This is a genomic window from Bradyrhizobium sp. CCBAU 051011 (genome assembly GCF_009930815.1).
In the GTDB taxonomy this organism is placed as follows: Bacteria; Pseudomonadota; Alphaproteobacteria; order Rhizobiales; family Xanthobacteraceae; genus Bradyrhizobium.
Genome location: NZ_CP022222.1, coordinates 2,526,228 through 2,552,894 on the forward strand (window position 1 = coordinate 2,526,228; position 26,667 = coordinate 2,552,894).

Sequence of the window (26,667 nt, forward strand, 5' to 3'; positions counted from 1 at the left end):
GTCTCGGAAGTAGCCCTCGGCCAGATGGGGTCTACCGACGCGGAATCAGGGTCTCGTGCCGAGAATGAGGGAGTCAGGCTATGGAGATCGAACGCACTACATTCGGCACCATCACGATTGATGGAAAGACCTATGAACACGACGTGATCATTCGTCTCTCCGGCGAAGTGGCAAGGCGGAAGAAGAAGCTGTCGAAGAAGTACTACGGCACCTCGCATGTCCTCTCGAAAGACGAGGCGAAGTTCGTCTACGAGGACGGATGCGAGCAGTTGATCCTTGGCTCGGGCCAGATGGGCAATGTGCACCTATCGCCGGAAGCTGAGACGTATTTTGCGAAAAAGGGTTGCACGGTGCTGTTGCAGCCGACGCCTGAGGCGATTCATACGTTCAACAAATCGCATGCCAAGAAGATCGGCCTCTTCCACATCACCTGCTAGATCGGCCCGGCCGCTCGCATGAGCAAAAGCCCGGGAGCGCTGTAAACATCGATTGGTCGCGTGGTCGTGCTTGCTGACCGGAAGCTAATCCGCGCGTGCCCGGCATGTCACTCCTAGCGTTTGGTTTGGTCTTCCCAGTCTTCCCACTCTACATCATGGACTTCCAAATAGTGGGAAACGGCTGCGCCGATGGTCGGGAAAAAGCAATTCTCGCCTAGCTGCGCCAATAGTCCGAATTGCTTCAGCTTGTCCTTTACGGGATCCTTGAGTTCGGCAAAACAAAGCTCGATACTCTGTGCGTGTAACGCCTCGTCCAATTCGGCGAGTGTATCGCCGGCAGTGACGTCCACGCTGGTGACCGGCTCGGCGGCAACGACCAGCCAACGTACGGGCGTAGGTGATTTCGCCACCGCGTCCAGCGCGCGCTCCTTGAAAAATTCAGCGTTGGCGAAGAACAGGGGCGCATCCCACCGGAATAGAACCAGCCCGGGGATCTGACGTGCATCCGGATATCTCGTAATATCGTGATAACCTTTCACGCCGTCGGCGCGGCCCAATACGGCGGAGTGCGGGCGCCACCCGTCCCACAGGAACTCGGCAATGGCGATGGCGATTGCCAGACCTATTCCCGGAATCACTCCGAGCACGGCGACGCCGACAAGGCAGACGATCGATAGCCAGAACTCCCACCGCTGAATGCGATAGATCCGCTTGAGATCGGTGATCTCGATCAGGCCGATCGCAGCGGCGATGACGACGGCGGCCAATGCAGCGTTGGGCAAGTGCTGAAGGAGGTTTGGCGCCACCAGCAGAAGGAAGGCGATGGCGAGCGCCCCAACGACACTGGTCAGCTGGGTGCGGGCGCCGGCGGCTTCGGCAACGGGCGTACGTGAACCGCTGCTGCTGATCGGAAAACCTTGAAAAAGTCCGGTTGCCAGATTGGCGGCGCCGAGTCCCACCATCTCCTGGTTGGGATCGACCTTATCGCCCAATCGTGCGGCATATGCCCGCGAGAGCACGCTGGTGTCAGCAAAAGATACCATGGCGACCGCGCAACCGCCGATCAGCACCGGGATCACGTCGGCGGGGCCGATCCAGGGAACGGCGAGACCCGGCAGACCCGGCGCAAGGGGACCCAGAACCGTCACGCCGTAACGCGTCGCAAGATCCAGCGCCGCGACGGCGGCCGTTGCCCCGACGACTGCAATCAGGATGACTGGCAGTCGCTTGTATCCCTGAAGCAGCAGGATAGCCGCCAACGTGCCGAGCCCGATCCCGGCGGCTGCCCAATTGGTCTTTCCATCAAGGATGGCGCGGGCGATCGCCCATAAGCTCCGCAAAGGTCCGTCGCTCTCGATCGAGAAGCCGAACAGCTTCGGCAGTTGGCTGATCAATACGGTCAACGCAATTCCGTTCATGTAGCCGTAGCGTATCGGCTTCGAAAGAAGCTCGGTCACAAAGCCCAGGCGCGCGACGCCCGCCAGAATGCATATCGTCCCGGAAACGATTGCCATCATGGCGGCCAAGGTTACGGCGCGGACGGGATCGCCACCCGACAACGGAACGACAACGCCAAGGATGATAGCTGCAAGCGCCGAGTCCGGTCCCAGGACGAGGATGCGGCTTGGGCCGAACAACGCGTAGACAAGGAGCGGTATGATCGTTGCGTACAGACCGTAGATGCCGGGCAAGCCCGAGGCCTCCGCATAGGCAATGCCAACGGGGATCAGCATGGCTGCGAGCACGAGCCCGGCAAGTACATCGTGCCTAAGCCACGCCGCTTCATATCGACGGAGGGTGTCGAGACCTGGCAACCAGCGCATCCAATGCTTCATTGCCGGTCACTCCGAACCCGGCCGGGCTCGCTAGCTTGGGTAGCGACTGCGATTAGCCCAGCCAGAATACAGTCGAGGCTGTTGCACCCCGCGGCAAGCGAAAAAATATGATCCGCTAAGGGTCAACCGTTGCCGGCAATGCAATCGGAGGGCCGCCTTTTGCCTGTGGACGATCAGGTGGCGCGCTGACGAATCTACCGCGGCGCGCGCTTCGCGAGAATCCGCTGCAAGGTGCGGCGGTGCATGTTGAGCCGCCGCGCGGTTTCGGAGACGTTGCGGTTGCACATCTCATAGATGCGCTGGATGTGCTCCCAGCGCACACGATCGGCCGACATCGGGTTCGACGGTAGTTCGGATTTCTCGGTGCCGCTGGCGAGCAGCGCGGCGACGACGTCGTCGGCGTCCGCCGGCTTCGAGAGATAATCCACCGCGCCCATCTTCACCGCCGTGACGGCAGTTGCGATGTTGCCGTAGCCGGTCAGCACGATGGTGCGCGCGTCGGGACGCTTGCGCTTGAGTGCCGACACCACGTCGAGCCCGTTGCCGTCGCCGAGTCGCAGATCCACCACCGCGAAAGCCGGCGCGGCCTTGTTGATCTGCGCCAACCCGTCGGACACGGTGTCGCAGGACGTCACCGCGAAGCCGCGGGTTTCCATTGCGCGCGACAGGCGCTCCAGAAACGGCTTGTCATCCTCCACGATCAACAGCGAGCGGTCGGCGAGATCGTTCAGTTCGGCGATGGCGTTCAAGTCGGGTTCCCCCGGTTGCGGAGCTTATGAACCATATGGCGTGACAATATAGCACTGCCAAGGCCCTCCAAAGTCGACCGGTTCGCTTTCCCCATGCTTGGCACGGGCCTAATCCGCTGGCCCGGCAGCACTTTCCTCGGTTTCGAAGCGGGCGCGGGGCCAGGCGATCTGCACCACGGCGCCGTGATCGGGAAAGGTTCGGTTGGAGAAGGAAACCTTGGCGCCGGTCCGTTCCAGCAGCGTGCGGGCGATGAACACGCCCAGGCCGAGGCCAGCACGCGCGCTGTGGGTCTCATCGGCACTGCGGCGCCTGGATAAATAGGGTTCCCCGATCCGATTGAGCATATCGGGCGCGATGCCCGGGCCGTCATCGGATATGATGATTTCGACCGTATCCGCGTTCCACCAGGCGTTAACCTCGACCGTGGTCCGTGCAAAATCGACGGCATTTTCCAGGATGTTGCCGACACCATAAAGGATCGCCGGGTTCCGGGCGCCGACCGGCTCGCGCGTGGCTGCGACAGCAAGCCGCACCTTGATCGCGACGCCGAAGTCGCGATGCGGCGCCACCGCTTCCTCGATCAGCGTCGACAGCGGCATCAGGTCGAACGGCGCCCCGGACGAGGAGAGCTGAGTGAGCTTGGCCAGGATGTCGCGACAGCGTTGCGCCTGCTCGCGCAGGGTCTTGAGGTCGGAGGCGAGCTGGCCGTTGCCCTCGATCGTCTTTTCCAATTCCCGCGAAATCAGAAAAATCGTCGACAGGGGCGTGCCGAGTTCGTGCGCGGCGGCAGCCGCGAGCCCGTCGAGCTGGGTCAGATGCTGCTCGCGCGTCAGCACCAGTTCGGTCGCGGCCAGCGCATCGGAAAGCTTTCGCGCCTCCTCGGCCGCCTGAAACGCATAGAGCGAGGTGACGCCGATCGCGAGCACGATCGAAAGCCAGACACCGAACAGGTAGATCGGCGGCAGCACCAGCGGATCGTCGCTGTCCCAGGGCAACGGCAGGTGGAAGAACACCAGCGCCGAGGCGCAGGCGACCGCGAGCAGGCCGAGCCCGATCGTCAGCCGGATCGGCAGCACCGTCGCCGAGATCAGGACCGGCCCGAGGAACAGGAATGAAAACGGGTTCTGCAAGCCACCGGTCAGGAACAAGAGCGCGGCCAGTTCGACGATATTGAGCGCGAGCAGCGCCGCCGCGTGGAGCGGATCCAGCCGCTGCATCGGGTTGAAGGCCACCTGCAGCGCGAGATTGAGCAGCGCCGAGACGCCGACAACGGCGACGCAGGCAATGACGGGAAAGTCGAACTCCAGCCCATGCGCCACGATAAAGATCGCGGTGAGCTGGCCGAGCGCCGCCAGCCAGCGCAGCCGGAGTATCGTATCGAGGCGGACATAGCGGTGCGGCAGGCGGAAGTCGGAGGCTGCAACGTCGGACATGGCTGGAGTTTAGCCGTGCGGGGCAGCGATCACAAATTGGCGCGTGACCCAATACTCTTTCGGTCATGGCCGGGCATAGCCGTCCGAAGAAACGGCGTCGCTACCGCTTGCCTGTGGCCCGGCCATCCATGCGTGTTTCTTGCGGCGGCACCGGAAAGACGTGGATGCCCGGGAGCGCTGACAAGTTTACGTAGTCTGCGCCAGGCAGACTACTATGCCTGGGCATGACGACCTTATATGACGGGCCTCACTTGCGCTCACTCCCGCAATGGCTCAATGAACGTCCCGTAATGGTCGATAGCGAGACAGTGCCGGCGTCATCGTCCGCGGCCGGGCCGCAAGGTCCTGCCGCGATCGAGGTCGCGCATCTCATAAAACTCTACAAGACCACCCGGGCGGTGGATGACATCTCGTTCCGGATCGCGCGCGGCAGCGTTACCGGGCTGCTCGGCGGCAATGGCGCCGGCAAGACCACGACGATCGCGATGATCATGGGGCTGGTGCTGCCGACCTCGGGGCGCGTCCAGGTGCTGGGACACGCAATGCCGGAGCAAAGCGCCGAGGTGCTCGGCCGCATGAATTTCGAAAGTCCCTATGTCGACATGCCAATGCGGCTCACGGTGCGGCAGAACCTCAGCATCTTTGGCCGGCTCTATGCGGTGAAGAATCTCGCCGAGCGCATCGAACAGCTCGCCACCGACCTCGATCTGAAGGATTTCCTCGATCGCGCCAACGGAAAACTGTCGGCCGGACAGAAGACCCGCGTCGCGCTGGCGAAGGCGCTGATCAACCAGCCGGAGCTGCTGTTGCTTGACGAGCCGACCGCCTCGCTCGATCCCGACACCGCCGACTGGGTGCGGCAACATTTGCAGAACTATCGCAAGACCCATGACGCCACGATTCTGCTGGCGTCGCACAACATGCTGGAAGTGGAGCGGCTGTGCGACCGCGTCATCATCATGAAGCGCGGCCGCATCGAGGATGACGATAGCCCCGACCAGATCATGGCGCGCTACAACCGCACCACGCTGGAAGACGTGTTTCTCGACGTCGCGCGCGGCCGGGTGGTGGAGGGAGCGCCATGAGCGAGAGCGTCGCCCATTACGGGATCTCCTGGCATCGCATCCAGGCGATGGTGCTGCGCTATTGGTATCTCCTGATGTCGTCCTGGCCGCGGCTCTTGGAGCTGATCTACTGGCCGGTGCTGCAGATCATTACCTGGGGCTTTCTGCAGAACTACATCTCGCAGAACGACGGTTTCTTTGCGCGCGCCGGCGGCACGCTGATCGGCGCCGTGATCCTGTGGGACATCCTGTTCCGCGGTCAGCTCGGCTTTTCGATCTCGTTCCTCGAGGAGATGTGGGCGCGCAACATCGGCAATCTGGTGATGAGCCCGCTAAAGCCGATCGAGTTTCTGATCTCGCTGATGATCATGAGCCTGGTCCGGCTTGCGATCGGCGTCATTCCGATGACGCTGCTGGCGCTGTTTTTCTTCGACTTCAATTTCTTCGCGATCGGCCTGCCGCTGATCGCGTTCTTCTGCAATTTGATCTTCACAAGCTGGTCGATTGGGATCTTTGTGTCGGGCCTGGTGCTGCGCAACGGGTTAGGGGCCGAAAGCATCGTCTGGACGCTGATGTTCGGCCTGATGCCGCTCGCCTGCGTCTATTATCCGGTCTCGGTGCTGCCGGACTGGCTGCAATGGATCGCCTGGACGCTGCCGCCCACCTATGTGTTCGAGGGCATGCGTGCGCTTCTCATTAATCAAACCTTCAGGAGCGACCTGATGGTCTGGTCGCTTGCCATCAATGCGGTGCTGTTCATTGCCTCCTTTGCGATCTTTGTTGCCCTTTTGCGCAGTGCCAAACATCACGGATCGCTCCTCGGGGGTGGCGAATAAGTCACTATCCTGGTGGATTCCGCGGCTTTTTAGCCTGTGTAGTACGTAGATATACTTATCGATGCATTGACGCTTAATTTCGCATTTGGCAGCATGCTGCGGCGCAAAACAGAGGTCAGAATAGATGCCGATTGGTGAGTTTGGCGGCGCACCGCCGCTGGTGGCCGAAGGCAGTCCGGCGTTCACAACGCCGATGTACTGGATGTACGAAATGGGCCATGCGTCGCTCAACCCGGCGCGCGCCGTGACCGACGCGACCAAGATCCTGTTTCAAAACCCGCTTAATCCCTGGTCGCATACCGAATTCGGCAAATCGATCGCCGCCGCCTGCGAATTGTTCGAACGCACCACCCGCCGATACGGCAAGCCCGAATGGGGGCTCGACTTCACCGAGGTCAACGGCGTCCGTACGCCGGTCGAGGTCCGCTCGATCTGGGAAAAGCCGTTCTGCCGTCTCCTGCATTTCGATCGCAAGCTGACGCGGCCGTTGCGCAACCCCCAGCCGCGCGTACTGATCGTGGCGCCCATGTCCGGGCATTACGCGACACTGTTGCGCGGCACGGTCGAGGCGTTCCTGCCGACGCATGAAGTCTACATCACCGACTGGACGGATGCGCGCATGGTTCCTCTCACCGAGGGCCGCTTCGATCTCGACGACTATGTCGATTACGTCATCGAGATGCTGCACGTACTCGGCGGCAACATGCATGTGATCGCGGTGTGCCAGCCTTCGGTGCCGGTGGTGGCGGCTGTTTCCGTGATGGAAGCGGCGCGCGATCCGTTCGTGCCGCTGTCGATGACCCTGATGGGCGGCCCGATCGATACCCGCCGTAACCCGACCTCGGTGAACAACCTCGCGGCCGAGCGCGGCATCGACTGGTTCCGCAACCATGTCATCACCAAGGTGCCGTTCCCGCATCCCGGCGTGATGCGCGACGTCTACCCGGGCTTTTTGCAGTTGTCCGGCTTCATCACCATGAATCTCGACCGCCACACCGACGCGCACAAGGCGCTGTTCAACAACCTGGTGAAGGGCGACGGCGACATGGTCGATAAGCACCGCGAATTCTATGACGAATACCTCGCGGTGATGGATTTGACGGCTGAGTATTACCTGCAGACCGTCGACGTCGTGTTCGTCAAGCACGCGCTGCCCAAGGGCGAGATGACCCATCGCGGCAAGCCGGTCGATCCGTCGAAGATCCACCGCGTGGCGCTGATGACGGTGGAAGGCGAGAAAGACGACATCTCCGGCCTCGGTCAGACCGAAGCGACGCACGCGCTGTGCCCCCACATTCCCGATCATCGCCGTGTGCACTACGTGCAAAAGGGCGTCGGACATTACGGTGTGTTCAACGGATCGCGATTCCGTTCCGAAATCGTGCCGCGCATCTCCGATTTCATGATGTTGGCGGCGAATACCAACGTGTCAGCGGCCACTAAGAAGCCAACACTGGTCCGTGCGGCTGAATAGTGTGCCCGGCGGCCTCGCTTCCGAGCCGCCGATAAGTTGCTGATTAGATTCAAACATTCCAGATTCCGGTCGAATCAAGGGGTGAGTTCAGACTCACTTCTTGAGGCCGTTTCGGACGTCGGTTAGACTCCCGGTTCCATCCAAAAAATCCGGTTCCAGGCCCATCCTGTAGAGGCTTTTTGGCCCACAGCCCCTGTATATTGGGCAAATGATTTGTTTTTGCGCCGAGCGATTTAGATGAGATTCCCTTGGCAGCGGATATGGCAGAATCCGGGCGAACTCCTGCTCCCCGGACTCCAAGACATGGCTACTCGCGCCCTCCTTTATCGGCGGCCCGCCGAACCCGCGACCCTTTTGGTCAAACACGGCTCGCAATTCTTTGCGATTCGGCTGCGCCGGCATCGCCGGGCGCGGCGTTACACCTTGCGAATTCATCCGACGGATCGCGAAGCGATCCTGACCATGCCGCCGCGTGGCACACTGGTTGAAGCGCGAGACTTCGCGCAGATTCACGGCGGCTGGATCGCCGCCCGTCTCGGTCGTCTGCCGAAGGCCGCGCCGTTTCAATCCGGCACGATCGTACCGTTGCGTGGCGTTCCGCATCGCCTGGTGCATCGCGCCGGCGAGCGCGGCACGGTATGGACCGAAACCCGCGACAGCGGCGAGAAGATTCTATGCGTCGCCGGCGGCTCCGAGCATATGGACCGGCGCGTCCACGACTTTCTCAAGCGCGAGGCGCGCAAGGACCTCAACAAGGCATCGCTCGCCTATGCAGCGGAACTTGGCGTGCGGGTCAGGCGGGTGTCGATCCGCGATCAGTCGAGCCGTTGGGGCTCGTGCACCTCAGCCGGGTCGCTGTCGTATTCCTGGCGGCTGATCCTCGCGCCGCCCTACGTGCTGGACTATCTCGCCGCCCATGAGGTCGCGCACCTTGTCGAGATGAACCACTCGCCGCGGTTCTGGCGGGTGGTCGGCCGCATCTGCGACCATGTCGACCGCGCCAAGCGCTGGCTCGATACCTACGGCAACGACCTGCACCGTTACGGGGTCGAGGATTAGGTCATTGAATCGTAGCCCGGGTGGAGCGAAGCGAAACCCGGGTACGGTCTCACTAGCGGATAAACTGTTCCCGGATTGCGCGGAGCCTGTCATCGGGCGCGCGTTCGCGCGACCCGTTGGCTCCATCCGGGCTACAGGCCACGAGTCATCTTCCAAACAGCCGATCCACCAGCCAGCCATCCAGTCCCGCGGCTGCCTCCGGCCGCGCATTTGGATTGGGCGGCGGCGCGGAGCTGCGCGCCGGCGCTGGCCGATACGAACCGCCCTGCGGCGGTGATGGCGGCGGCGCGGCACTGGTCTGCGACGCGGTCTGGAACAGGCTCGACATGAAGCCGCCGCGTTGCGAACTCGGCAGGCCCGCGACCGGCACGCCCTGGTGCGCTGTGCGCATGAAGCGGGTCCACACTTCCACCGGCAGGCCGCCGCCGGTCGCTTTCTTGGTCGGCGAGTTGTCGTCGTTGCCGAGCCAGACGCCGGTTACGAGATTGGCCGTGTAGCCGATGAACCAGGCGTCGCGGAAATCCTGGCTGGTGCCAGTCTTGCCGGCAGCCATCCAGCCCGGAATCTCGGCCCTGCGCGCGGTGCCCGACAGCAACGTTTCCTGCATCATCGTATTCATCATCGCGGCATGGCGCGGCTCGATCACCTGGCCGAGCTGGTCAGGCTGTCGCGCATACAGCAGTTTGCCTTCATTGGTCCGGATCTTGGTCACCACATACGGGGAGATGCCGAGCCCGCCATTGGCGAACGGCGCATAGGCTCCGACCAGCTCGATAACTGAGACTTCCGAGGTGCCGAGCGCGATCGAGGGATTGGCCTCGAGCTTCGATGAAATACCGAGCCGGTGCGCGGTCCGCACCACGTTCTTCGGCCCGACCTCGAGCCCCAGCCGCACCGCGACCGTGTTGAGCGACATCGCAAGCGCCTGCGTCAGCGTCACCGCGCCGAAATATTCATGGGTGTAGTTCTCGGGTCGCCAGCCCTTCAGGTCGAGCGGGGCGTCCTGCCGGATTGTCTCCGGCGTCAGCCCGCCTTCGATCGCGGTCAGATAGATGAACGGCTTGAACGCCGAGCCGGGCTGGCGCTTGGCCGTGACCGCGCGGTTATACTGGCTCTCGGCATAGTTCCGTCCGCCGACCATGGCGCGCACCGCGCCGTCGGGCGTCATCGCCACCAGCGCACCCTGCGTGACGTTGAATTTCACGCTCTTGGCCGCCAGTTCGTCGATGATGGCGGCTTCCGCCACACTCTGCAGCTTCGGATCGATCGTGGTCTCGACCACGATGCTCTGGTCGATCTGGCCGACGAGGTCGTCGAGCACTTCGCCGATCCAGTCGGCGACGTAGTTGACGGTGCCGGCGCCGGCCGGCTTCACCTTGTAGGAGGGATGGCCGATCGACGCCTTGGCCTGGGCGTCCGTGATGAATTTGGCCTCCGCCATCGCCGCGAGCACGATGCCGGCCCGCGCTTCCGCGCCTTCCGGGTTGCGGTTCGGCGCCAGCCGCGATGGCGACTTGACGAGGCCGGCCAGCATCGCGGCTTCCGCGACCGTGACGTTCTTTGCCGACTTGCCGAAATAGCGCTGCGAAGCGGCTTCCACACCATAGGCGCCGGAGCCGAAATAAACACGGTTGAGGTAGAGTTCGAGAATTTCGTTCTTGGAATGCTTGCGCTCCAGCCATAGCGCCAGCTCCACTTCCTGCAGCTTGCGCGCCATCGTCCGTTCCTGGGTCAGGAACAGGTTTTTGGCGAGCTGCTGCGTTAGCGTCGAGCCGCCCTGCGAGACGCCGCGATGCAGGATGTTGGTGACCGCTGCGCGCGCGATGCCGACGGGATCGATGCCGTAATGCGAATAGAAGCGGCGGTCCTCGATGGCGATGAACGCTTTCGGCAAAAACGGCGGCAGATCCTTCAGCGCGACATTGGAGCCGGGCGCTTCGCCGCGCGAGGCCAGCACGCTGCCGTCGAGGCCGACGATCTGGATGGTCGGCGGGCGCTTTGGGATTTCCAGGGACTGGATCGCCGGCAAATGCGCGCCGACCCAGACCACGACGCCGATGATGGCGATCGCCGCCCACAGGCCCAGCACCGCGCCCCAATAGACCAGCCGGCCGAACCTGAAGCGGCGTTTCGAGCGCCGCTTGGCGCCGCTTTTGGCCGCGCGGGCTTTGCGCTCGCGCGGCGGCTCGTCGTCGTCCTCGTCGTGCTTGCGCTTCGGCACTGGCTTTTTCGGCTTGTCTTCTTCGTCGGTGGCGTCCGGAATGCGGTCCGCGGGCGACAGACGCAGGTCCGCGAGCGCTGCCGGAAGCCCGAACAGCGGCTCCTTGCGTCCGCCGCTCTTTTTCCGTCCCCACGCCATGACAACGCCGTTCACACCCGTCCTGCTTCACGCTAGCGGTGGCTGTTTAAGGGTCGGTTACGGAAAGGTTAATGCGGGATTAGGAGGTGCGGCGGGACCATACTAGGATCGACGCAAACGACAGTGTTTTCAGGGGAAATCTGCATGGGCCACATCGATCCCACGAGGGAAGTTTTCGCGCAATTCCGGGCCAACGACCGGCCGGGTCCGATCCACATGCTTAACCTGGTCCGGCTGCGCGAGCAGGCCGCCTATCCGGACGGCCGCAAGGCGACCGGTGCGGAAGCCTATGCCGCCTATGGCCGGGAAAGCGCCCCGGTGTTCGAACGGCTCGGCGGCCGCATCGTGTGGCAGGGTCGGTTCGAGCTGATGCTGATCGGACCCGAGGCCGAGCGTTGGGACCACTGCTTCATCGCCGAATATCCGAGCGTCGCGGCGTTTGCCGAAATGATCCGCGATCCCGTCTATCGCGAGGCGGTCAAGCACGGGGAGATCCCGGAGTGACCCTCTTGTCATGGCCGGGTCAAGCCCGGCAATGACGACGTGCAAAAAATCGGCGGCCCCGAGGGGCCGCCGATCGCTTCTTTCCGCCGATCGTTTCGATTGGGTCGCAAGCCTAGCCCGCGGGACCCTTGTCCTCGAGGATCGGGCCGAACATTTCCCAACGCTCGCCATTGAACCGCATCATCTGCAACTGCTTGTTGACGCGATAATCGTCCGACGACGTGTTGGCTGTGATGCCTGGCAGCAGGAGATCAAGCTGAACGTTCTTGAGGCTGGTCGCCTGCTTCATGACGTTCTCGCGGGTGAGATTGTCGCCGCACTGCTTGAGCACGTGAATCAGGAGTTGCGTGGTCATGTAGCCGTAGGAATTGAAGCTCGAATCCTTGTCGCCGTCCGGATAGTACTTCGCCATGAACTCGAAATACTTCTTCATACCCGGATCGTCCTTCCAGGTGGGATCGAGCGGGTCCTTGCCGTAGTTGACGCTGATCACGCCCTTGGAGGCTTCAAGCCCTGCCGGCTTCATGACGGCGCCGACCGAGGTGGCGTTGATGTCGAGGATGTGCACCGGCTTCCAGTTGAGCTCGTAAATCTTCTTGATCGCCTGCGCCGCCTGCTTTGGCGTGGTCGCCGAGAAGAACAGGTCCGCGCCGGCGTCCTTGATCTTGAGGATCTGCGAATCGATGGTCGGGTCAGAGACTTCGTAGGAAGCTTCCGCCACGATCATCTTCGCCGCCTTGTCGCCGAGGCCGGCCTTGATGCCGTTCAAATAATCCTTGCCGAGATCGTCGTTCTGGTAGAGCACGCCGATCTTTGCATTCGGATGTTCCTTGATGATGTACTGGCCGTAGATGCGACCCTCGACGAAGTAGTTGGGGTTGAAGCCCATGGTCCAGGGAAAGTTCTTCGGGTCGGTGAACTTCGAGGCGCCGGTGGCGGCGAACAGCTGCGGCACCTTCTTGCTGTTGAGATATTTTTGTACGGCTGCGTTCGAGGGCGTACCGAGCAGCTGGAAGGTAAGCAGCACTTCGTCGCTTTCCACGAGCTTGCGCACCTGCTCGACCGCTTTCGGCGGCGAGTAGGCGTCGTCATACTGGATCAAATTGATCTTGCGGCCGTTCACACCGCCCTGATCGTTGATCATCTTGATATAAGCGGCCTGGGTCTTGCCGATGGTGGCATAGGCGGAGGCCGGTCCGCTGAATGGATTGGTCTGGCCGATCTTGATCTCGGTATCGCTCGCGCCGGTGTCGTATTTTTTCTGCGCGGACGCCGCGGAGACCGATAGCGCAAATGCGAGCGCCGTGCCGGTGGCCAGATGGAAAATACTCTTCTTCATTATACTGCGTTCCTCGTGTGTTTATGATTGAGCGTGATCTTGCCTTGGGCCTGCTCGGCCGCGCCGCATGTCGTCGCTGCCACAATAGTGGCGGATGACATGTTGCAATGCAAGGCATCCAAAAGTGAATGATTCGGTATCGGGTTCCGCCCTGCTCAAAATGAATCCACTATTTGCATCAGCCGTAAAATGATGCGCCGCGCAGGGGTGAGGGGCGTTACAGGTCTCAAAACAAAAGCCGCCGGCGTTGTGACGCCGGCGGCTTCTGTTCTGTTCCAGGCAGTTCGCTAGCCGGCAGGGCCGGCATCCTCGATGATCGGGCCGAACAGTTCCCAGCGCTCGCCGTTGAACTTCATCATCTGCATCTGCTTGTTGATGCGATAGTCGGTCGGCGAGGTGTTGGTGACCATGCCTGGCAGCGACAGGCTGCCGCTGAAGTTCTTCAAGCTGGTCGCCTGCTTCATGATGTTTTCACGCGTGAGGTTGTCGCCGCATTGCCGCAGGATATGCACCAGCAGTTCCGCAGTCGAATAGCCATACGTGTTGACGGTGTTGAGCTTGTCGCCCTCCGGGTAATATTTATCCATGAAGGCGAAATAGGCCTTTATGCCAGGATCATCCTTCCACTGCGGATCGCCGGGGTCCTTGCCGTAGTTGGTCGAGATGATGTCCTTGGAGATGTCGAGACCGGCAGGCTTGAGCGTCGCCGAGACCGGGCTCGCATTGATGTCGAGGATATGGACCGGCTTCCAGCCGAGGTCGGCGACTTTCTTGATCGCCTGTGCCGCGAATTTCGGTGTCGAGGCGTCGTAGAGCAGGTCGGCACCTGCAGCCTTCAGCTTGACGATCTGCGAGTCGATGGTCGGGTCGGTCAGTTCATAGGAGGTTTCGGCGACGATCATGGACGCCGCTTTGGCGCCAAGCGCTTCCTTCAGGCCGGTGAGGTAGTCACGGCCGAGATCGTCATTCTGATAGAGGATGCCGATCTTGGCGTTGGGATGGTTCTTCAGAATGTACTGGCCGTAGATGCGCCCCTCGGACTGGTAGTTGGGATTGAAGCCCATCGTCCACGGAAAATTCTTCGGGTCGGTAAACTTCGACGCGCCGGTCGCGGCCAGGAGCTGCGGCACCTTCTTGCCGTTGAGATATTTCTGCACGGCGGCGTTCGAGGGCGTGCCGATGATCTGGAAGGTCAGCAGCACCTCGTCGCTTTCGACCAGCTTGCGCACCTGCTCGACCGCCTTGGGCGGTGAATAGGCGTCGTCATACTGGATCAGGTTGACCTTGCGGCCGTTGATGCCGCCCTGCTCGTTGATCATCCGCATATAGGCCGCCTGCGTTTTGCCGATGCCGGCATAGGCAGACGCAGGGCCCGAGAACGGAACGGTCTGGCCGATCTTGATTTCGGTGTCGGTCGCGCCAGTATCGTATTTCTTCTGCGCGCTTGCAGATGTCGCCGATAGCGCGATCGCAACCGCCGCCCCTGCAAGCAGGTGAAGAATGCCACTTCTCATATCGCTGCCTCCGTTGTGTTGACCGATGATCGTGTCCGGTCATCGGTTCGGATGGCCAGCCGTCATCGTTACCGGGGAGTGTGGCGGAACGGATTTGGCAACGCAAGGCAGTGACGAAAAGGTGAGCTTCTCACGCCAGCCAGAGCAGGACCAGGGCAAGCGCCGCGGGGGCCGCCTGTACATAGAGGATCCGGCGGCTGACGGTCGCCGCCCCATAGGCGCCGGCCACGATCACGCACAGCAGGAAGAACATCTTGATCTGGAACGCGAAGGCCGGATTGGGATGAAACAGGCCCCAGACGAGGCCGGCTGCGAGGAAGCCGTTATACAGGCCCTGATTGGCGGCCAGCACCTTGGAGTCCCCAGCCTTCTCGATTGTGTTGCGGAAGACCTTCAGGCCCAGCGGTTTGTCCCAGAGAAACATCTCCAGCACGAGAAAGAACACATGCAGCGCGGCCACCACCGCGACCAGAGCGTTGGCGATGAAGATCATGTTGCGGTCCCCCAACCGGCAGCGGAATTCGGGTGGACGCTAGCACGCCACGGGTGAAAAATGCGCCATGCCCCGCGGATATTTTTAGGGAATGATGATGCCCGAGCACTTCAGCCTCGACCACCTGCCGACGCCGATCGGGACCGCGCTGTTGGTCACCGACGCGGATGGCCTGCTCCGCGCGCTCGATTGGGAAGACTATGAGCCGCGCATGATGCAATTGCTGCGGCTGCATTATGGTGCGGTGAATTTGAACGATGCGCGGGCGCCACGCGATCTACGTGCTGCCTTGACCGGCTATTTCAACGGCGACCTTGATCGCCTCGCTGCGATCGAATGGCGCGTTGCCGGCACGCCGTTCCAGCAGAAGATCTGGCACGCACTGCCGAAGATCGCGGCGGGGACGACGATGAGCTACGGCGCGCTCGCTGCAAAGCTCCGGATGCCGCGCGCCGTCCGCGCCGTCGGCCACGCCAACGGTTCGAATCCGATCAGCGTGGTGCTGCCCTGCCACCGCCTGATCGGCGCCAACGGCTCGCTGGTGAAGTACGGCGGCGGGCTCGAGCGCAAGCGCTGGCTGCTCAAGCATGAGGGCGTGGAGATCTAATGCTCCGGAACAAGAAGGGCGGATCGGCCGGACGCATTGAACTTGCGCTCGGGGGCGTCCGCCGTTCAGGTCAATCGCGCTCACGGGGAGCGTTTCGCATGTCCCGCAAGATATAAATGAACACAATCAGCAGGGGTCCCCAAGCCAGCAGCGCGCCGATCAGCATTGCATTCACCGTCGCCAACATAGTTCCTCCGCGCTTATCGGCTGGAGCAGTAGTCGCTGCGGCCCGCAGGTGCCGGCACCTGGTACAGCCATTTCCAATAGGTCCGGTTGCGCTCCAGTTGACGCCTGTAGATGTCGCGGCACTTCGCCGAGCAAAACTGCTGGAAGTACCAGCTACGCCGGACCAGCCCGAAGGGGCGCTTGCATTCCGGATTTCCGCAACAATTACTCATGACGCGACCTCCGCATTCGCACGCCGTATCCAGCGGATGAAATTCTCGTGACCTTTGTCGAGACAGAAGCGTCCGCAATAGCGTTCGCGTCCTGGATTTCGCAAAGCAATGATCTTGGGTTCTTCGCAGTCACATTCGGAGCAACGTGGTTCCATACGCATGGCGACCTCCTTCTGAGGAATTGCCACTTGCCGAACTAAAATGTGTGATGCTTTGTGTCCTCCGTTCCTCGAAGGACATGCGAAGTCTTGCGCCGTCACTGGATTATCTTCAATTCGTCTAGATGTTTGGCGCGGTCATCCTTACGTATGAATGGCTCGCGCGCGCAGGGTCCGTTCATCTGGTTGCGGACTGGCGGTTTGACGCCAGCGCGGCTTCGAGGCACTGGATCAGCGTTTCCCCATCGAACGGTTTGCTCAGGAAACAGGTCGCTCCCGCCTTCATGGCGCGGTCGCGGTCGCTTTCGACCGAAAAGGCCGTGACGAAGATGAACGGAAATTTGCGTCCGGTGGCGAGTAAATGAGCCTGCAGGTCGAGCCCGCTCATGGCGGGCATTCTGATATCCGTTATCACGCATGACGTATCATTCAGACGCGGCGATCGCAGGAATTCCTCGGCCGACGCAAATGTATTCACGACGTAGCCGAGCGACCGCACGAGATTGTGGGTCGCGGCGCGAACCGATCCGTCATCGTCGATGATTGATATGATCGGGTTGGACAAGGCAATCCTTTGCCGAGACGACCAGAGGATGTGTTTTGCTGTGCCGCCGCGTTGGGGAAGAGTGCGCTGCAAATCAGGGCGGGAAAATCATACTTAGGTTTGCGGCTGGCCGGATGCGGGCCCGATCCCGAGCAGCTCGGCCATCCTCACCAGGTCAGGCAGCGATTTCGCCCCCATTTTCCGCATGATGTGCCCGCGATGTATCTTCACGGTGATCTCGGCCAGGCCAATTTCGGCTGCAATTTGCTTGTTCATGAGCCCCGTCGTAACGAGCGCCATCACCTGCCGCTCCCGGGGAGTGAGGGTCGCGAAGAGCTCCTGCAGGTTTGAGAGAACCTTCGCCTCATCGCGGCTGTTGCGGTCGCGTTCGATTGCCGCGGTTACGGCATCCAGCATGTCCTGATCGCGGAACGGCTTGGTCAGAAAATCGACGGCCCCGGCCTTCATGGCGCGGACCGTCATCGGAATATCGCCATGACCCGTCATGAAGATGATCGGGATCTGAATGTCGGCCTTGGCGAGTTCGGCCTGGAAGTCGAGACCGCTCAGGCGGGGCAGCCTGATATCGAGGATCAGGCAACTGGGGACGTTCGGAAGCTTGCATTGCAGAAACTCGTGAGCCGAGCCGAACGCCTCGACGCGCAATCCCACTGACCGGAAGAGGCTGCTCAGTGCCTCACGTACCGACGCATCGTCGTCGATGACGAAGACGATCGGCTCCTCGGCGCTTGCGAGGGAAGGCGATGGCCGGCGTCCGGTCATGGCGTACCCTCCTGATCCAGTGGCAGGGTGAAGTGGAATGTCGCGCCAGGGCCGGCATTTCCAGACGCGGACAGCCGTCCGCCGTGAGCGTCGACGATAGAGCGGCAGATCGACAGGCCCATTCCCATGCCGCCGGATTTGGTGGTGAAGAAGGCGTCGAACAGCCGGTCAGCATTCTCGGTGGCGAGCCCGACGCCGCAATCCTTCACCGTCACCATGATTTGCCGGCCCTCGCCATGGCATGTCCGGATCACCAGTTCCCGCGGCCGGTCCATTACCGGCTGCATTGCCTCGATGCCGTTGATGACCAGGTTCAGGATAACTTGTTGCAACTGGACCCGATCGGCGACGACCAGGGGGAGAGCGGAGGAGAGTTCCAGCCGCAACCATATCCGGTGGTTGAGCAGCTCATGCTGCACCAGGCTGATGACCTCGTTGATGACATCGTTGACGTTGAGGGGCGCTTTCTGATCGGGAGCGTTGTTCACCAGCGCGCGGACGCGCTGGATCACTTCGCCGGCCCGATTGCCGTCCTTGATGATCGACTCCAGGGTCCCGCGCGCTTCCTTCAGGTCGGGAGGATCGCGGTCGAGCCAGCGCCGGCATGCCGCAGCATTGGTGACGACGGCGGCGAGCGGCTGGTTCACCTCATGCGCAATCGAGGCGGCAAGTTCGCCGAGAGCCGTTACGCGCGTGACATGTGCGAGGGTCGCCTGCGCTTCCTGCAATTCCATCTCGGCTCGCTTGCGGGCCGTGACATCGGTCACCGCTCCAACAAATTCCATTTCGCCCGACGCATCTGTTACGGCATGCGCGGTGGCATGGACATGTTTGACCGAGCCGTCGGGCATCAGCAATCGATATCCGTGCGCAAAGTCCTTTCCGTCGCGGGACGCGCGGTCGATGGTCTGTTCCACGCGCGCGCGATCGTCTGGATGAACGCGCTGGAAGACGGTGGCGTGCTTGATGGAGGGGGCCTTGTCGTAGCCGAACATTCGGAATGTTTCTTCCGACCAGATGATTTCGCCGCTGGCGACACGCCAGCCGAAGCTGCCTGTGCGGCTCAATCGCTGGGCTTCGGCCAGATACATTTCACTCTGCCGCAAGGCATTTTCAGCCTCCTTGCGTTCGGTGATGTCCTCGCACGCGATCAGCACGATCAGTTGATTGTCGAGCCGCACGGCCTTGGCGTTTTCACGAACCCAGAGCGACGAGCCGTCCTTGCGAACCTTGCAGATTTCCCAACTGTGGGTCTGGCCGATATTTTCCAGGCATACGGCAACATTGCTCTGGGCGGCGCGTTGCTCTTCGGCAGGAAAGACCCTCAGTACGGATTTTCCAAGCAATTCGCTGACGGAGTAGCCAAGCTGTGCGGCGCCGAACGTGTTGACGGACAGCACGGTCCCCGTCGCATCGACCATGAAGTACATCACCGGGTTATGCTCGAAGACCTCCTTCCATTGCGCCTCGCTGTGGCGCAGCGTCTCGATCGCGTGCGCTTCGGCACTCATTCGGCCCTGAAGCATGGCTTCCATCTTCCGGCGGGTGCGGCCTACCAGGCCCATCATGATCAACGAGGCGGCAAGCGAAGCGATCAGCAGCACGAGGGCAGCAAAATAAGGGACGGACATCGGGACCGGACCGAGTAGCAGCCAGATACCGGCTACCGTGCCCAACGCCAGCGCCATGCTGCCGAGCAGCCATTGCTCGGCCGAGCGCCAGGACTTTATCGTCGGCTTCCGGATCATCAGCACTGACGCTCGGCCTTCCCGAGCGGCGCTGCGTCGCTAGGTGTTCGCAATCATCAGCGGCGACAACGTCGCCCTCCTAACAGGCCGGATGTTACCAGCTTTTCGGACGTCCGAACGGTAAAATCGGCTGCTCCTCCGTGCCTTCTCGCCTCCCGACGCGCGATCTTCCGTCGCATGAGGGCCAGGCTGCCTAAACCTCCGTATGATTCGCTCAACCGAAGGGAAAGTTTGGAATCAACCTCCGTTCAATGGCCCATTCCTTTTCGATGATTACGCTGACTGGCGAACCGGATGGCGGCGGAGCGCCGGTATTGCCATGCGGGAAAGTGTTACGGAAACCCATCGATCTGACGTCTTGGCGGTCGCAACCGTCGCTGTTGTCAACCCGCTCGTTCAGGGGATTGCCGACTGAACTCTGGGGACTGATATGCCGAAAGCGCGCCTGCATCTGATCCGTTGTTCGGGCGACATCGTACCCGAAGCAAAGCAGCGGAGATCCGACCGCAGCTTCCGACCTTCCGTGATTGATGGTGGCAAGCGGGCAATCGCCGCGCCGGCAGGGAACCCGTGGCAAGGTTTGATCGAACTGTTCGATCTGGGTGTTCTGGTTTCCCAGACAAATTATCTCGCCTTCGTGGCGGCGAGCCTGGCGGCACTCGAGGCAGCCACACCGCGCCTTCAGTAGCGTGCGCGCCGCGCCGGTCGGCAAGGCGCTGCTGAGGCGGCTGTTCACGCCGTGGCTTCGCGACGTTGTCCTCGCGCGACGGCAAGATAACCCGAGGGCAGATCAATTCGGATATTCCGAAATCGTGTCAAGACCGGAATCAAAAAATATTCCGCTTAACAGGTCGGGCAAATCAGTCGCATAACTCCGCCCGTCTTCCGCAGATGAGGGGCGCTCGCGATCGTCACGAACGTGCGGTGAGACGCGATGGACGCTGATGGCGCGCTCGACGTACGCGCCGGAGGCGTACGGCGAAGTCGTGTGGTTCGGACGCCGCGGTGCTGGCGTTAAGTTGGCGGTTGCGCATCGATCCTATCGGATCGAGCGCGGTATCCCGCCGATGACGGAGGCAAAAGAGCCGTTCTCCGGGAAGAGCACGAAGTAAGCCGTAAAGCCATTGCGCAGGGAAGGCCGGAGTGTTTCCGCTGTACCTGTATGCTCGTGTGCGTTTTCCTTTATGCGCAACGGCACACGAGACCTCGGGTGCAGCCAGCACCCGGTCTTCCCTGCGCCCTCCGATTGGAGAGGGCGGGATGTTTACAGCAAACCTCGGACAGCTCATGTCGCGAGAACGTTACCTCACATTCAGTTGTCGTTCCCGCCTTGTGCGCAATTGCGCACTGGGGCGGGTGACCCGTATTCCAGAGACGTCAGTGATTGAACCGATAGGTCGCGGCGTGCTGGATCGCCGCCTTCGCGAGGATGACGGCGGAGTATTGCGTCGCTATCTCGCCGTCATCGCGACCCGTTGGTTCGCAATGACGGGGGAGGGAGTGCGCGCATGCCGCGCATCTCGCACCCGCGTGCCACAGACTCACGCCGCCGGCTTGGCGACGTTGTCCTCGCTGGCGAGCAGATGAATCAGTGCGCTCTTGATTGCGGCCTGGCGGGTTGGCGCGGTGATCTGGGCGCCGAGCAGATCGGTGACGTAGAACACGTCGCGGGCGCGTTCGCCGAAGGTCGCGACATGGGCGGAAGCGATGTTGAGGTTGAGCTTCGAGATCGCCGTGGTGAGCTGGTACAAGAGGCCGGGGCGGTCGAGGCCGGAGACCTCGATCACGGTGTAGCGGTCCGACCACTGGTTGTTGATGGTGACCTCGGGCTCGACCACGAAGGCGCGCACCTTGCCGCGATTGGCGGCCTTGCGCGCCACCACCTCGGGCAGCCGCAATTTGCCTTCGAGCACGTGCTCGATCATCTCGCCGATGCGGGTGGCGCGCCGTCCCTCGTCCTCGTCGCGATCGTATTCCCTCGATATCGCGATGGTGTCGAGCGCGCGGCCGTCGGTCGTGGTGTAGATCTGGGCGTCGACGATGTTGGCGCCGGCGGAGGCGCAGGCGCCGGCGATGATCGACAGCAGCCACGGATGGTCGGTCGCCAGTATCGTCAGCTCGGTGACGCCGCGCGCCTCGTCGAAACCGACATTGATCGCGAGCTGATGTCCGGCCTGTTCGCTGGCGCGGATGAAGCGCGCCTGGCGGATTTTTCGCTGCAGGTCGACCTTGAGCCAGTAGGCCGGATAATGCCGGGCGATATAGGCGTTGAGTTCCGCGTCCGGCCATTCGGTGAAGGCAGCGCGGAATTCGGACTGCGCCACCGCGATGCGCTGCGCACGGTTCACTTCCGAGAAGCCGCCGGTTAACACCGGCTCGGTTTCGTAATACAGCGTGCGCAAGAGCTGCGCCTTCCAGCCGTTCCACACGCCGGGGCCGACGCCCCTGATGTCGGCGGTGGTCAGGATGGTCAGGAGCTTCATCTGTTCGACGGATTGCACGACGGCGGCAAAATTCTCGATCGTCTTGCGGTCGGAGAGATCGCGCGACTGCGCCACCGTCGACATCGTCAGATGCTCTTCGATCAGCCAGGCCACGAGCTCGGTGTCGGCGGCGGAAAAGCCGAGCCGCGGGCACAATCGCCGCGCCACCCTGGCGCCCGCGATCGAGTGATCCTCCGGGCGTCCCTTGGCGACGTCGTGCAGCAGCGTCGCGATATAGATCACCGCGCGATGCTCGGGCTGGATCTTGCGGAACAGGTCGCTCGCGACCGTGAATTCGTCGTTGCCGCCGCGCTCGATCTCCTGCAGGAAGCCGATGCAGCGGATCAGATGCTCGTCCACCGTATAATGGTGGTACATGTTGAACTGCATCATCGACACGATCTTGCCGAAGGCGCGGATGAAGTGGCCGAGCACGCCGGTCTCGTTCATCCGCCGCAGCACGGTCTCGGCGTCGTTCGAGGTCAGGATCTCCATGAACAGCCGGTTGGCTTCCGGGCTCTCCCGAAGCTGGGTGTTCACCAGTTTCAGCGAGCGCGTCACCGTCCGCATCGCGTCGGGGTGGAAGGCGAGATTGTTCTTCTGCGCCAGATGGAAGATGCGGATCAGGTTGACTGGATCATGCTTGAAGACGTCGGGCGCGGCGAGGTTGATACGGTTGTTGTCGATGATGAAGTCGTCGCTGTCGGGCACCCGCCGCCGCTTTGCGCCCGGCCGCAGCCGCGCCACCATGCGGCTCAGCACCGGCGCGGGCTTGGCCTGCTCGTCCTCCAGCTTGGCGCAGAGGATCGCAGTGAGGTCGCCGACGTCTTTAGCCACCAGGAAGTAGTGCTTCATGAAGCGTTCGACATCCTGCATGCCGGGATGCGAGGTATAGCCGAGGCGGACCGCGATCTCGCGCTGCATGTCGAACGACAGCCGCTCCTCGGCGCGCCCCGAGACGAAATGCAGGTTGCAGCGGACCGACCACAGGAAGTCGGCGCAGCGGCGGAAGGTGCGGTATTCCTGCGCGTCGAATACGCCGCGCTCGACCAGCTCACCGGTCTCGCGCACGCGGTAGACGTATTTGGCGATCCAGAACAACGTGTGCAGGTCGCGCAAGCCGCCCTTGCCGTCCTTGACGTTGGGCTCGACCAGATAGCGCGACTGTCCGGCGCGGCGATGCCGCTCCTCGCGCTCGGCGAGCTTGGCGGTGACGAATTCCGAAGCGGTGCCTTGCACGACGTCCTTGTCGAACCGCGCCACCAGCTCGTCATACAGCGGCTGGTCTCCGGTCAGAAAGCGCGTCTCCAGGATCGCGGTGCGGATCGTCATGTCGCCGCGTGCCTGGCGGATACATTCGTCGACCGAGCGCGTGGCGTGGCCGACCTTCAGCCCCATGTCCCACAGGCAATAGAGAATGGCTTCGGCTACCTGCTCGCCCCAGGCGGTCTGCTTGTAGGGCAGGATGAACAACAGATCGATGTCGGATTCCGGCGCCATCAGGCCGCGGCCGTAGCCGCCGGTGGCGACGACAGCCATGCGCTCGGCGCCGGAGGGCACGTGCGAGCGATAGAGATGCCGCGTGGCGGCGGAATAGAGGATGCGGATGATTTCGTCCTGCATGAAGCACAGCCGCTCGGCGCAGCGGCGGCCGTGGCGGTCCTTCAGCAGTATGGCCTGCGCGGTGGCGCGCGCCGCGATCATCTCGGCTTTCAGGAGTTGCGCCAGCGCCGAGCGAAACACGTCCTCGCGGCCGGCATGCTTTTCGGCGAGGGCATCGACCGCCGCGGTGATCCGCGCGGTATCGAAACGATCATCCTCCCCCGAGGGGGTCTCAATCACGATGCTATCCATGGCTACCCGATAACGGACGGCACAAAGGCTGTCACGGAGGATTGTAAGGCAACAGCAGATCTATGCTCGATTCTGATGCGTTGGGGCAAAGCCGTGCTCGCACAGGCGCATTGGCGGCATGTATTTTCCCGTTGCGTAGCGGCATAACATATTGAGAATAATGGTGTTTTCTACAGCATCAGAGGGGCGACAATGTCCAGGATTTCACGGCGCGCACTGGCGGCAATCATCGCGGTATCGACCTTGCTGCCCGGGGCGGCGTTTGCTGCCGACGCGCTCAAGGAGATACGCATCGACTGGGCGACCTACAATCCGGTGTCGATGGTCCTCAAGCAAAAGGGATTGCTGGAAAAGGAATTCGCCAAGGACGGCATCACCATCGTCTGGGTGCAGTCGGCCGGTTCCAACAAGGCGCTCGAATTCCTCAACGCCGGCTCGATCGACTTCGGTTCGACCGCGGGCTCGGCGGCGCTGGTCGCCAAGATCAACGGCAACCCGATCAAGTCGATCTATGTCTATTCGCGTCCCGAATGGACCGCGCTGGTGACAGGCAAGGATTCCAAGATCGCCTCCGTCGCGGACCTCAAGGGCAAGCGCGTCGCGGTGACGCGCGGCACCGATCCGCACATCTTCCTGGTGCGCGCGCTGCTCGGTGCTGGCCTGACCGACAAGGACATCACCCCGGTGCTGCTACAGCACGCCGACGGCAAGAGCGCGCTGATCCGCGGTGACGTCGATGCCTGGGCCGGCCTCGACCCGATGATGGCGCAGGCCGAAGTCGAGGAGGGCGCAAAGCTGTTCTTCCGCAAGGCGGACGCCAACACCTGGGGCATCCTCAATGTGCGCGAGCAGTTCTTGAAGGATCATCCCGACGCCGTCCGCCGCGTGCTCGCGGTGTACGAGGAAGCGCGCAAATATTCGCTGGCCAATTACGACGACCTGAAGAAGACCTTCATCGGCGTGACCAAGCTGCCGGAAGCGGTTGTCGACAAGCAGCTCAAGGAGCGTACCGAGCTGACCCACAGCCGCATCAGCGTTGCCCAGCGCGAATCCATCCTCGCCGCAGGTCTCGCTTTGCAGCAGGCCGGCGTCGTCGACGCCAAGGTCGACGTCAAGGCGACGCTGGATGCACTGATCGACGACCAGGTCCCGCTCCCGACGAATTGAGTCTTTCCCCTCTCCCCTTGTGGGAGAGGGGGGCGCCTCACGTAGTGAGGCGACGGGTGAGGGGTTCGCTCCGCGGAGACAGACCCCTCATCCGGCACGGACTTCGTCCGCGCCACCTTCTCCCACAAGGGGAGAAGGAAGAATTGTGCCCACCTTGCAATCCCGCGCGAGAAGCGTCTTGCTATGACCATGATCGTCGAAATCCCAGCGCTGGAACGCCGCGACATCGTGACGGCGCAGTCGCCTTCACGTCTGCGCCGTTATGCGCGGCCGGCGCTTGGGCTGCTACTGCCGGTCGGACTCGCGGTCATCTGGGAAATCTGGGTCTGGCTCGGCTATTCCAACGGCCGGCTGGTGCCGCCGCCGACCAAGATTTTCGCCACGGTGGTGGAACTGGCGAAGAGCGGCGAGCTGACGCGCCATATCACGGCCACCGTGACACGCGTGGCGGCCGGCTTCGGCCTCGGCGTCATCGCCGGAACCATCCTCGGCGCGATCTCGGGCTATTGGGGCCTGGCGCGGCAATTGCTCGATCCGACCGTGCAGGCGCTGCGCGCGATTCCCTCGATCGCCTGGGTGCCGCTGTTCATCCTGTGGCTCGGCATTTTCGAAACCTCCAAGATCGCGCTGATCGCGGTCGGCGTGTTTTTCCCGGTCTATCTCGGCGTGATGGGCGCGATCCTCTCCGTCGACCGCAAGATCGTCGAGGTCGGCCGCATCTTCCGCCTGAGCGGCCCGGCGATGATCCGCCGCATCCTGCTGCCCGCGGTGCTGCCGGCCTACGTCGTCGCGCTGCGCGTCGGACTTGGCCTGGGATGGATGTTCGTCGTCGCCGCCGAATTCATGGGCGCCTCCGAAGGGCTCGGCTATCTCCTGATCGACGGCCAGCAGCTCGGCAAGCCGGCGCAGATCGTGGCGGCGATTGTGATCTTTGCGATCCTCGGCAAGACCACCGACTGGCTGATCGAAATCGCCACCGCGCCATTATTGCGCTGGCAGGATGCGTTCGGCCGCCAAAGCGGAGGGGCCTGATGCTCGCGCTCGACCGGGTCGGCAAAACCTATCCTAACGGCGTCTACGCGCTGGAGCGCTTCTCCGCCAGGATCAAGCCCGGCGAGATTGTCGCCATCATCGGCGGCTCCGGTTGCGGAAAATCGACGCTGCTGCGGGCCATCGCCGGCCTCGACCGTGCGACCACGGGCACGGTGACGCTGGATGACGCGGCAATCACGGCGCCGCATGCAAAAATCGGAATCATCTTTCAGGAGCCGCGATTGCTGTCCTGGCTCAGCGTCGCCGACAATATCGGCTTTGGCCTGTCGGAGCTGCCGGCCGATGTCAGGCGCGAGAAGGTGAACCGCGCGCTGGCGCGGGTTGGCCTTGCCGACAAGGCAAAGGCCTGGCCGCGCGAACTCTCCGGCGGGCAGGCGCAGCGGGTGGCGATTGCGCGCGCGCTGGTGCCGCAGCCGGAAGTGCTGCTGCTCGACGAGCCGTTCTCAGCGCTCGACGCCTTCACGCGGCGCGACCTGCAGGACCATCTGCTCGACCTCTGGAAGGACACGCGGCCGACGCTGATCCTGGTGACGCATGACGTTGACGAGGCCGTGGTGCTGGCGGATCGCGTGCTGGTGATGCGGCCGCGGCCGGGGCGGCTGTTCGAGGTGATCAATATCAATTTGGCGCGGCCGCGCGACCGCGCTTCGCCCCTGTTTGAGAACTTCAAGCGCCACGTGCTGACCGCGCTCGATCGCTCGCTCGACCGCAACATACCGGACGCCGATCCAAAATCGATGGCCGGCGAAGCGATGTGGTGGTGACAGTGGTGCGA

At 62.4% G+C, this 26,667-nt stretch carries 21 protein-coding genes and 2 pseudogenes; 11 read left to right on the plus strand and 12 right to left on the minus strand.

Features of this window, described 5'->3' with window-relative positions; genetic code table 11:
• The first annotated feature begins 80 nt into the window (after positions 1-80).
• Entirely contained in the window at positions 81-437 is a 357-nt protein-coding gene (locus tag ACH79_RS11970) for an Mth938-like domain-containing protein (RefSeq protein ID WP_161851202.1), read from the plus strand.
• A gap of 113 nt (positions 438-550) precedes the next feature.
• On the opposite strand, the gene ACH79_RS11975 is transcribed toward ACH79_RS11970, so the two are convergent.
• From ACH79_RS11975 to ACH79_RS11985, 3 genes are all read right to left on the minus strand, one after another.
• Positions 551-2,272, minus strand: coding sequence for a SulP family inorganic anion transporter (locus tag ACH79_RS11975; RefSeq protein ID WP_161851203.1), 1,722 nt, complete (start codon positions 2,270-2,272; stop codon positions 551-553).
• 194 nt (positions 2,273-2,466) lie between these two features.
• Positions 2,467-3,021: an ActR/PrrA/RegA family redox response regulator transcription factor gene (locus tag ACH79_RS11980; RefSeq protein ID WP_057852373.1), complete on the minus strand. Its 555-nt coding sequence runs from the start codon at positions 3,019-3,021 to the stop codon at positions 2,467-2,469.
• A 108-nt stretch (positions 3,022-3,129) separates the two neighbouring features.
• Entirely contained in the window at positions 3,130-4,455 is a 1,326-nt protein-coding gene (locus tag ACH79_RS11985) for an ActS/PrrB/RegB family redox-sensitive histidine kinase (RefSeq protein WP_161851204.1), read from the minus strand.
• 290 nt (positions 4,456-4,745) lie between these two features.
• Between ACH79_RS11985 and ACH79_RS11990 the strand changes: the two genes are divergently transcribed.
• The 4 genes and pseudogenes from ACH79_RS11990 to ACH79_RS12005 all read left to right on the plus strand — a co-directional run bounded on the left by ACH79_RS11990 (position 4,746) and on the right by ACH79_RS12005 (position 8,888).
• Positions 4,746-5,540, plus strand: coding sequence for an ABC transporter ATP-binding protein (locus ACH79_RS11990; RefSeq protein ID WP_161851205.1), 795 nt, complete (start codon positions 4,746-4,748; stop codon positions 5,538-5,540).
• On the plus strand, positions 5,537-6,355 hold the full coding sequence (locus tag ACH79_RS11995) for an ABC transporter permease (RefSeq protein WP_161851206.1): 819 nt from the start codon (positions 5,537-5,539) through the stop codon (positions 6,353-6,355). Before ACH79_RS11990 ends, ACH79_RS11995 begins: the two co-directional genes overlap by 4 nt.
• 124 nt (positions 6,356-6,479) lie before the next feature.
• The gene (locus ACH79_RS12000) at positions 6,480-7,829 is read left to right on the plus strand and encodes a polyhydroxyalkanoate depolymerase (RefSeq protein WP_161851207.1); all 1,350 of its coding nucleotides are present in this window, start codon (positions 6,480-6,482) and stop codon (positions 7,827-7,829) included.
• Between the two features lie 208 nt (positions 7,830-8,037).
• Positions 8,038-8,888: pseudogene (locus ACH79_RS12005) on the plus strand (M48 family metallopeptidase).
• Between the two features lie 145 nt (positions 8,889-9,033).
• Here the strand turns inward: ACH79_RS12005 and ACH79_RS12010 are convergent.
• Complete coding sequence (locus ACH79_RS12010) at positions 9,034-11,247, minus strand: transglycosylase domain-containing protein (RefSeq protein ID WP_161856326.1); 2,214 nt, start codon at positions 11,245-11,247, stop codon at positions 9,034-9,036.
• A gap of 144 nt (positions 11,248-11,391) precedes the next feature.
• Between ACH79_RS12010 and ACH79_RS12015 the strand changes: the two are divergent.
• Positions 11,392-11,733: pseudogene (locus ACH79_RS12015) on the plus strand (DUF1330 domain-containing protein); the annotation flags it as partial.
• A gap of 130 nt (positions 11,734-11,863) precedes the next feature.
• Here ACH79_RS12015 and ACH79_RS12020 read toward each other — a convergent pair.
• The 3 genes from ACH79_RS12020 to ACH79_RS12030 all read right to left on the minus strand — a co-directional run bounded on the left by ACH79_RS12020 (position 11,864) and on the right by ACH79_RS12030 (position 15,097).
• Positions 11,864-13,090 (minus strand): ABC transporter substrate-binding protein, encoded by a 1,227-nt coding sequence (locus ACH79_RS12020; RefSeq protein ID WP_161851208.1) that lies wholly within the window; start codon positions 13,088-13,090, stop codon positions 11,864-11,866.
• Positions 13,091-13,377: 287 nt separating this feature from the next.
• Positions 13,378-14,604 carry an ABC transporter substrate-binding protein gene (locus ACH79_RS12025; protein ID WP_161851209.1) on the minus strand — a complete coding sequence of 409 codons (1,227 nt, stop codon included), beginning with the start codon at positions 14,602-14,604 and terminating at the stop codon, positions 13,378-13,380.
• Between the two features lie 130 nt (positions 14,605-14,734).
• A complete protein-coding gene (locus ACH79_RS12030) occupies positions 14,735-15,097 on the minus strand; it encodes a DUF1304 domain-containing protein (protein ID WP_161851210.1) in 363 nt (120 codons plus the stop codon).
• 97 nt (positions 15,098-15,194) lie between these two features.
• On the opposite strand from ACH79_RS12030, the gene ACH79_RS12035 reads away from it, so the two are divergent.
• Positions 15,195-15,704, plus strand: coding sequence for a methylated-DNA--[protein]-cysteine S-methyltransferase (locus ACH79_RS12035; protein ID WP_246738504.1), 510 nt, complete (start codon positions 15,195-15,197; stop codon positions 15,702-15,704).
• 200 nt (positions 15,705-15,904) lie between these two features.
• Here ACH79_RS12035 and ACH79_RS12040 read toward each other — a convergent pair whose 3' ends face one another.
• The 4 genes from ACH79_RS12040 to ACH79_RS12055 form a co-directional block, all read right to left on the minus strand.
• Positions 15,905-16,102, minus strand: a complete 198-nt coding sequence (locus tag ACH79_RS12040; protein WP_161851212.1) for a hypothetical protein — start codon at positions 16,100-16,102, stop codon at positions 15,905-15,907.
• Between the two features lie 336 nt (positions 16,103-16,438).
• Positions 16,439-16,825, minus strand: coding sequence for a response regulator transcription factor (locus ACH79_RS12045; protein WP_246738505.1), 387 nt, complete (start codon positions 16,823-16,825; stop codon positions 16,439-16,441).
• 93 nt (positions 16,826-16,918) lie between these two features.
• Entirely contained in the window at positions 16,919-17,587 is a 669-nt protein-coding gene (locus ACH79_RS12050) for a response regulator transcription factor (RefSeq protein WP_161851213.1), read from the minus strand.
• Positions 17,584-19,335 (minus strand): PAS domain S-box protein, encoded by a 1,752-nt coding sequence (locus ACH79_RS12055; protein WP_202639223.1) that lies wholly within the window; start codon positions 19,333-19,335, stop codon positions 17,584-17,586. Before ACH79_RS12055 ends, ACH79_RS12050 begins: the two co-directional genes overlap by 4 nt.
• Before the next feature lie 430 nt (positions 19,336-19,765).
• Here ACH79_RS12055 and ACH79_RS12060 point away from each other — a divergent pair, with 430 nt between their 5' ends.
• A complete protein-coding gene (locus ACH79_RS12060) occupies positions 19,766-20,023 on the plus strand; it encodes a hypothetical protein (RefSeq protein WP_161851214.1) in 258 nt (85 codons plus the stop codon).
• A gap of 853 nt (positions 20,024-20,876) precedes the next feature.
• Here the strand turns inward: ACH79_RS12060 and ACH79_RS12065 are convergent.
• Positions 20,877-23,672, minus strand: a complete 2,796-nt coding sequence (locus tag ACH79_RS12065) for a [protein-PII] uridylyltransferase (protein ID WP_161851215.1) — start codon at positions 23,670-23,672, stop codon at positions 20,877-20,879.
• 192 nt (positions 23,673-23,864) lie between these two features.
• Between ACH79_RS12065 and ACH79_RS12070 the strand changes: the two genes are divergently transcribed.
• From ACH79_RS12070 to ACH79_RS12080, 3 genes are all read left to right on the plus strand, one after another.
• Positions 23,865-24,839 carry an aliphatic sulfonate ABC transporter substrate-binding protein gene (locus tag ACH79_RS12070; RefSeq protein ID WP_161851216.1) on the plus strand — a complete coding sequence of 325 codons (975 nt, stop codon included), beginning with the start codon at positions 23,865-23,867 and terminating at the stop codon, positions 24,837-24,839.
• A 183-nt stretch (positions 24,840-25,022) separates the two neighbouring features.
• A complete protein-coding gene (locus ACH79_RS12075) occupies positions 25,023-25,871 on the plus strand; it encodes an ABC transporter permease (RefSeq protein ID WP_371419386.1) in 849 nt (282 codons plus the stop codon).
• Positions 25,871-26,656, plus strand: a complete 786-nt coding sequence (locus ACH79_RS12080; protein ID WP_161851217.1) for an ABC transporter ATP-binding protein — start codon at positions 25,871-25,873, stop codon at positions 26,654-26,656. The genes ACH79_RS12075 and ACH79_RS12080 overlap by 1 nt, the downstream gene beginning before the upstream one ends.
• Positions 26,657-26,667: the final 11 nt, after the last annotated feature.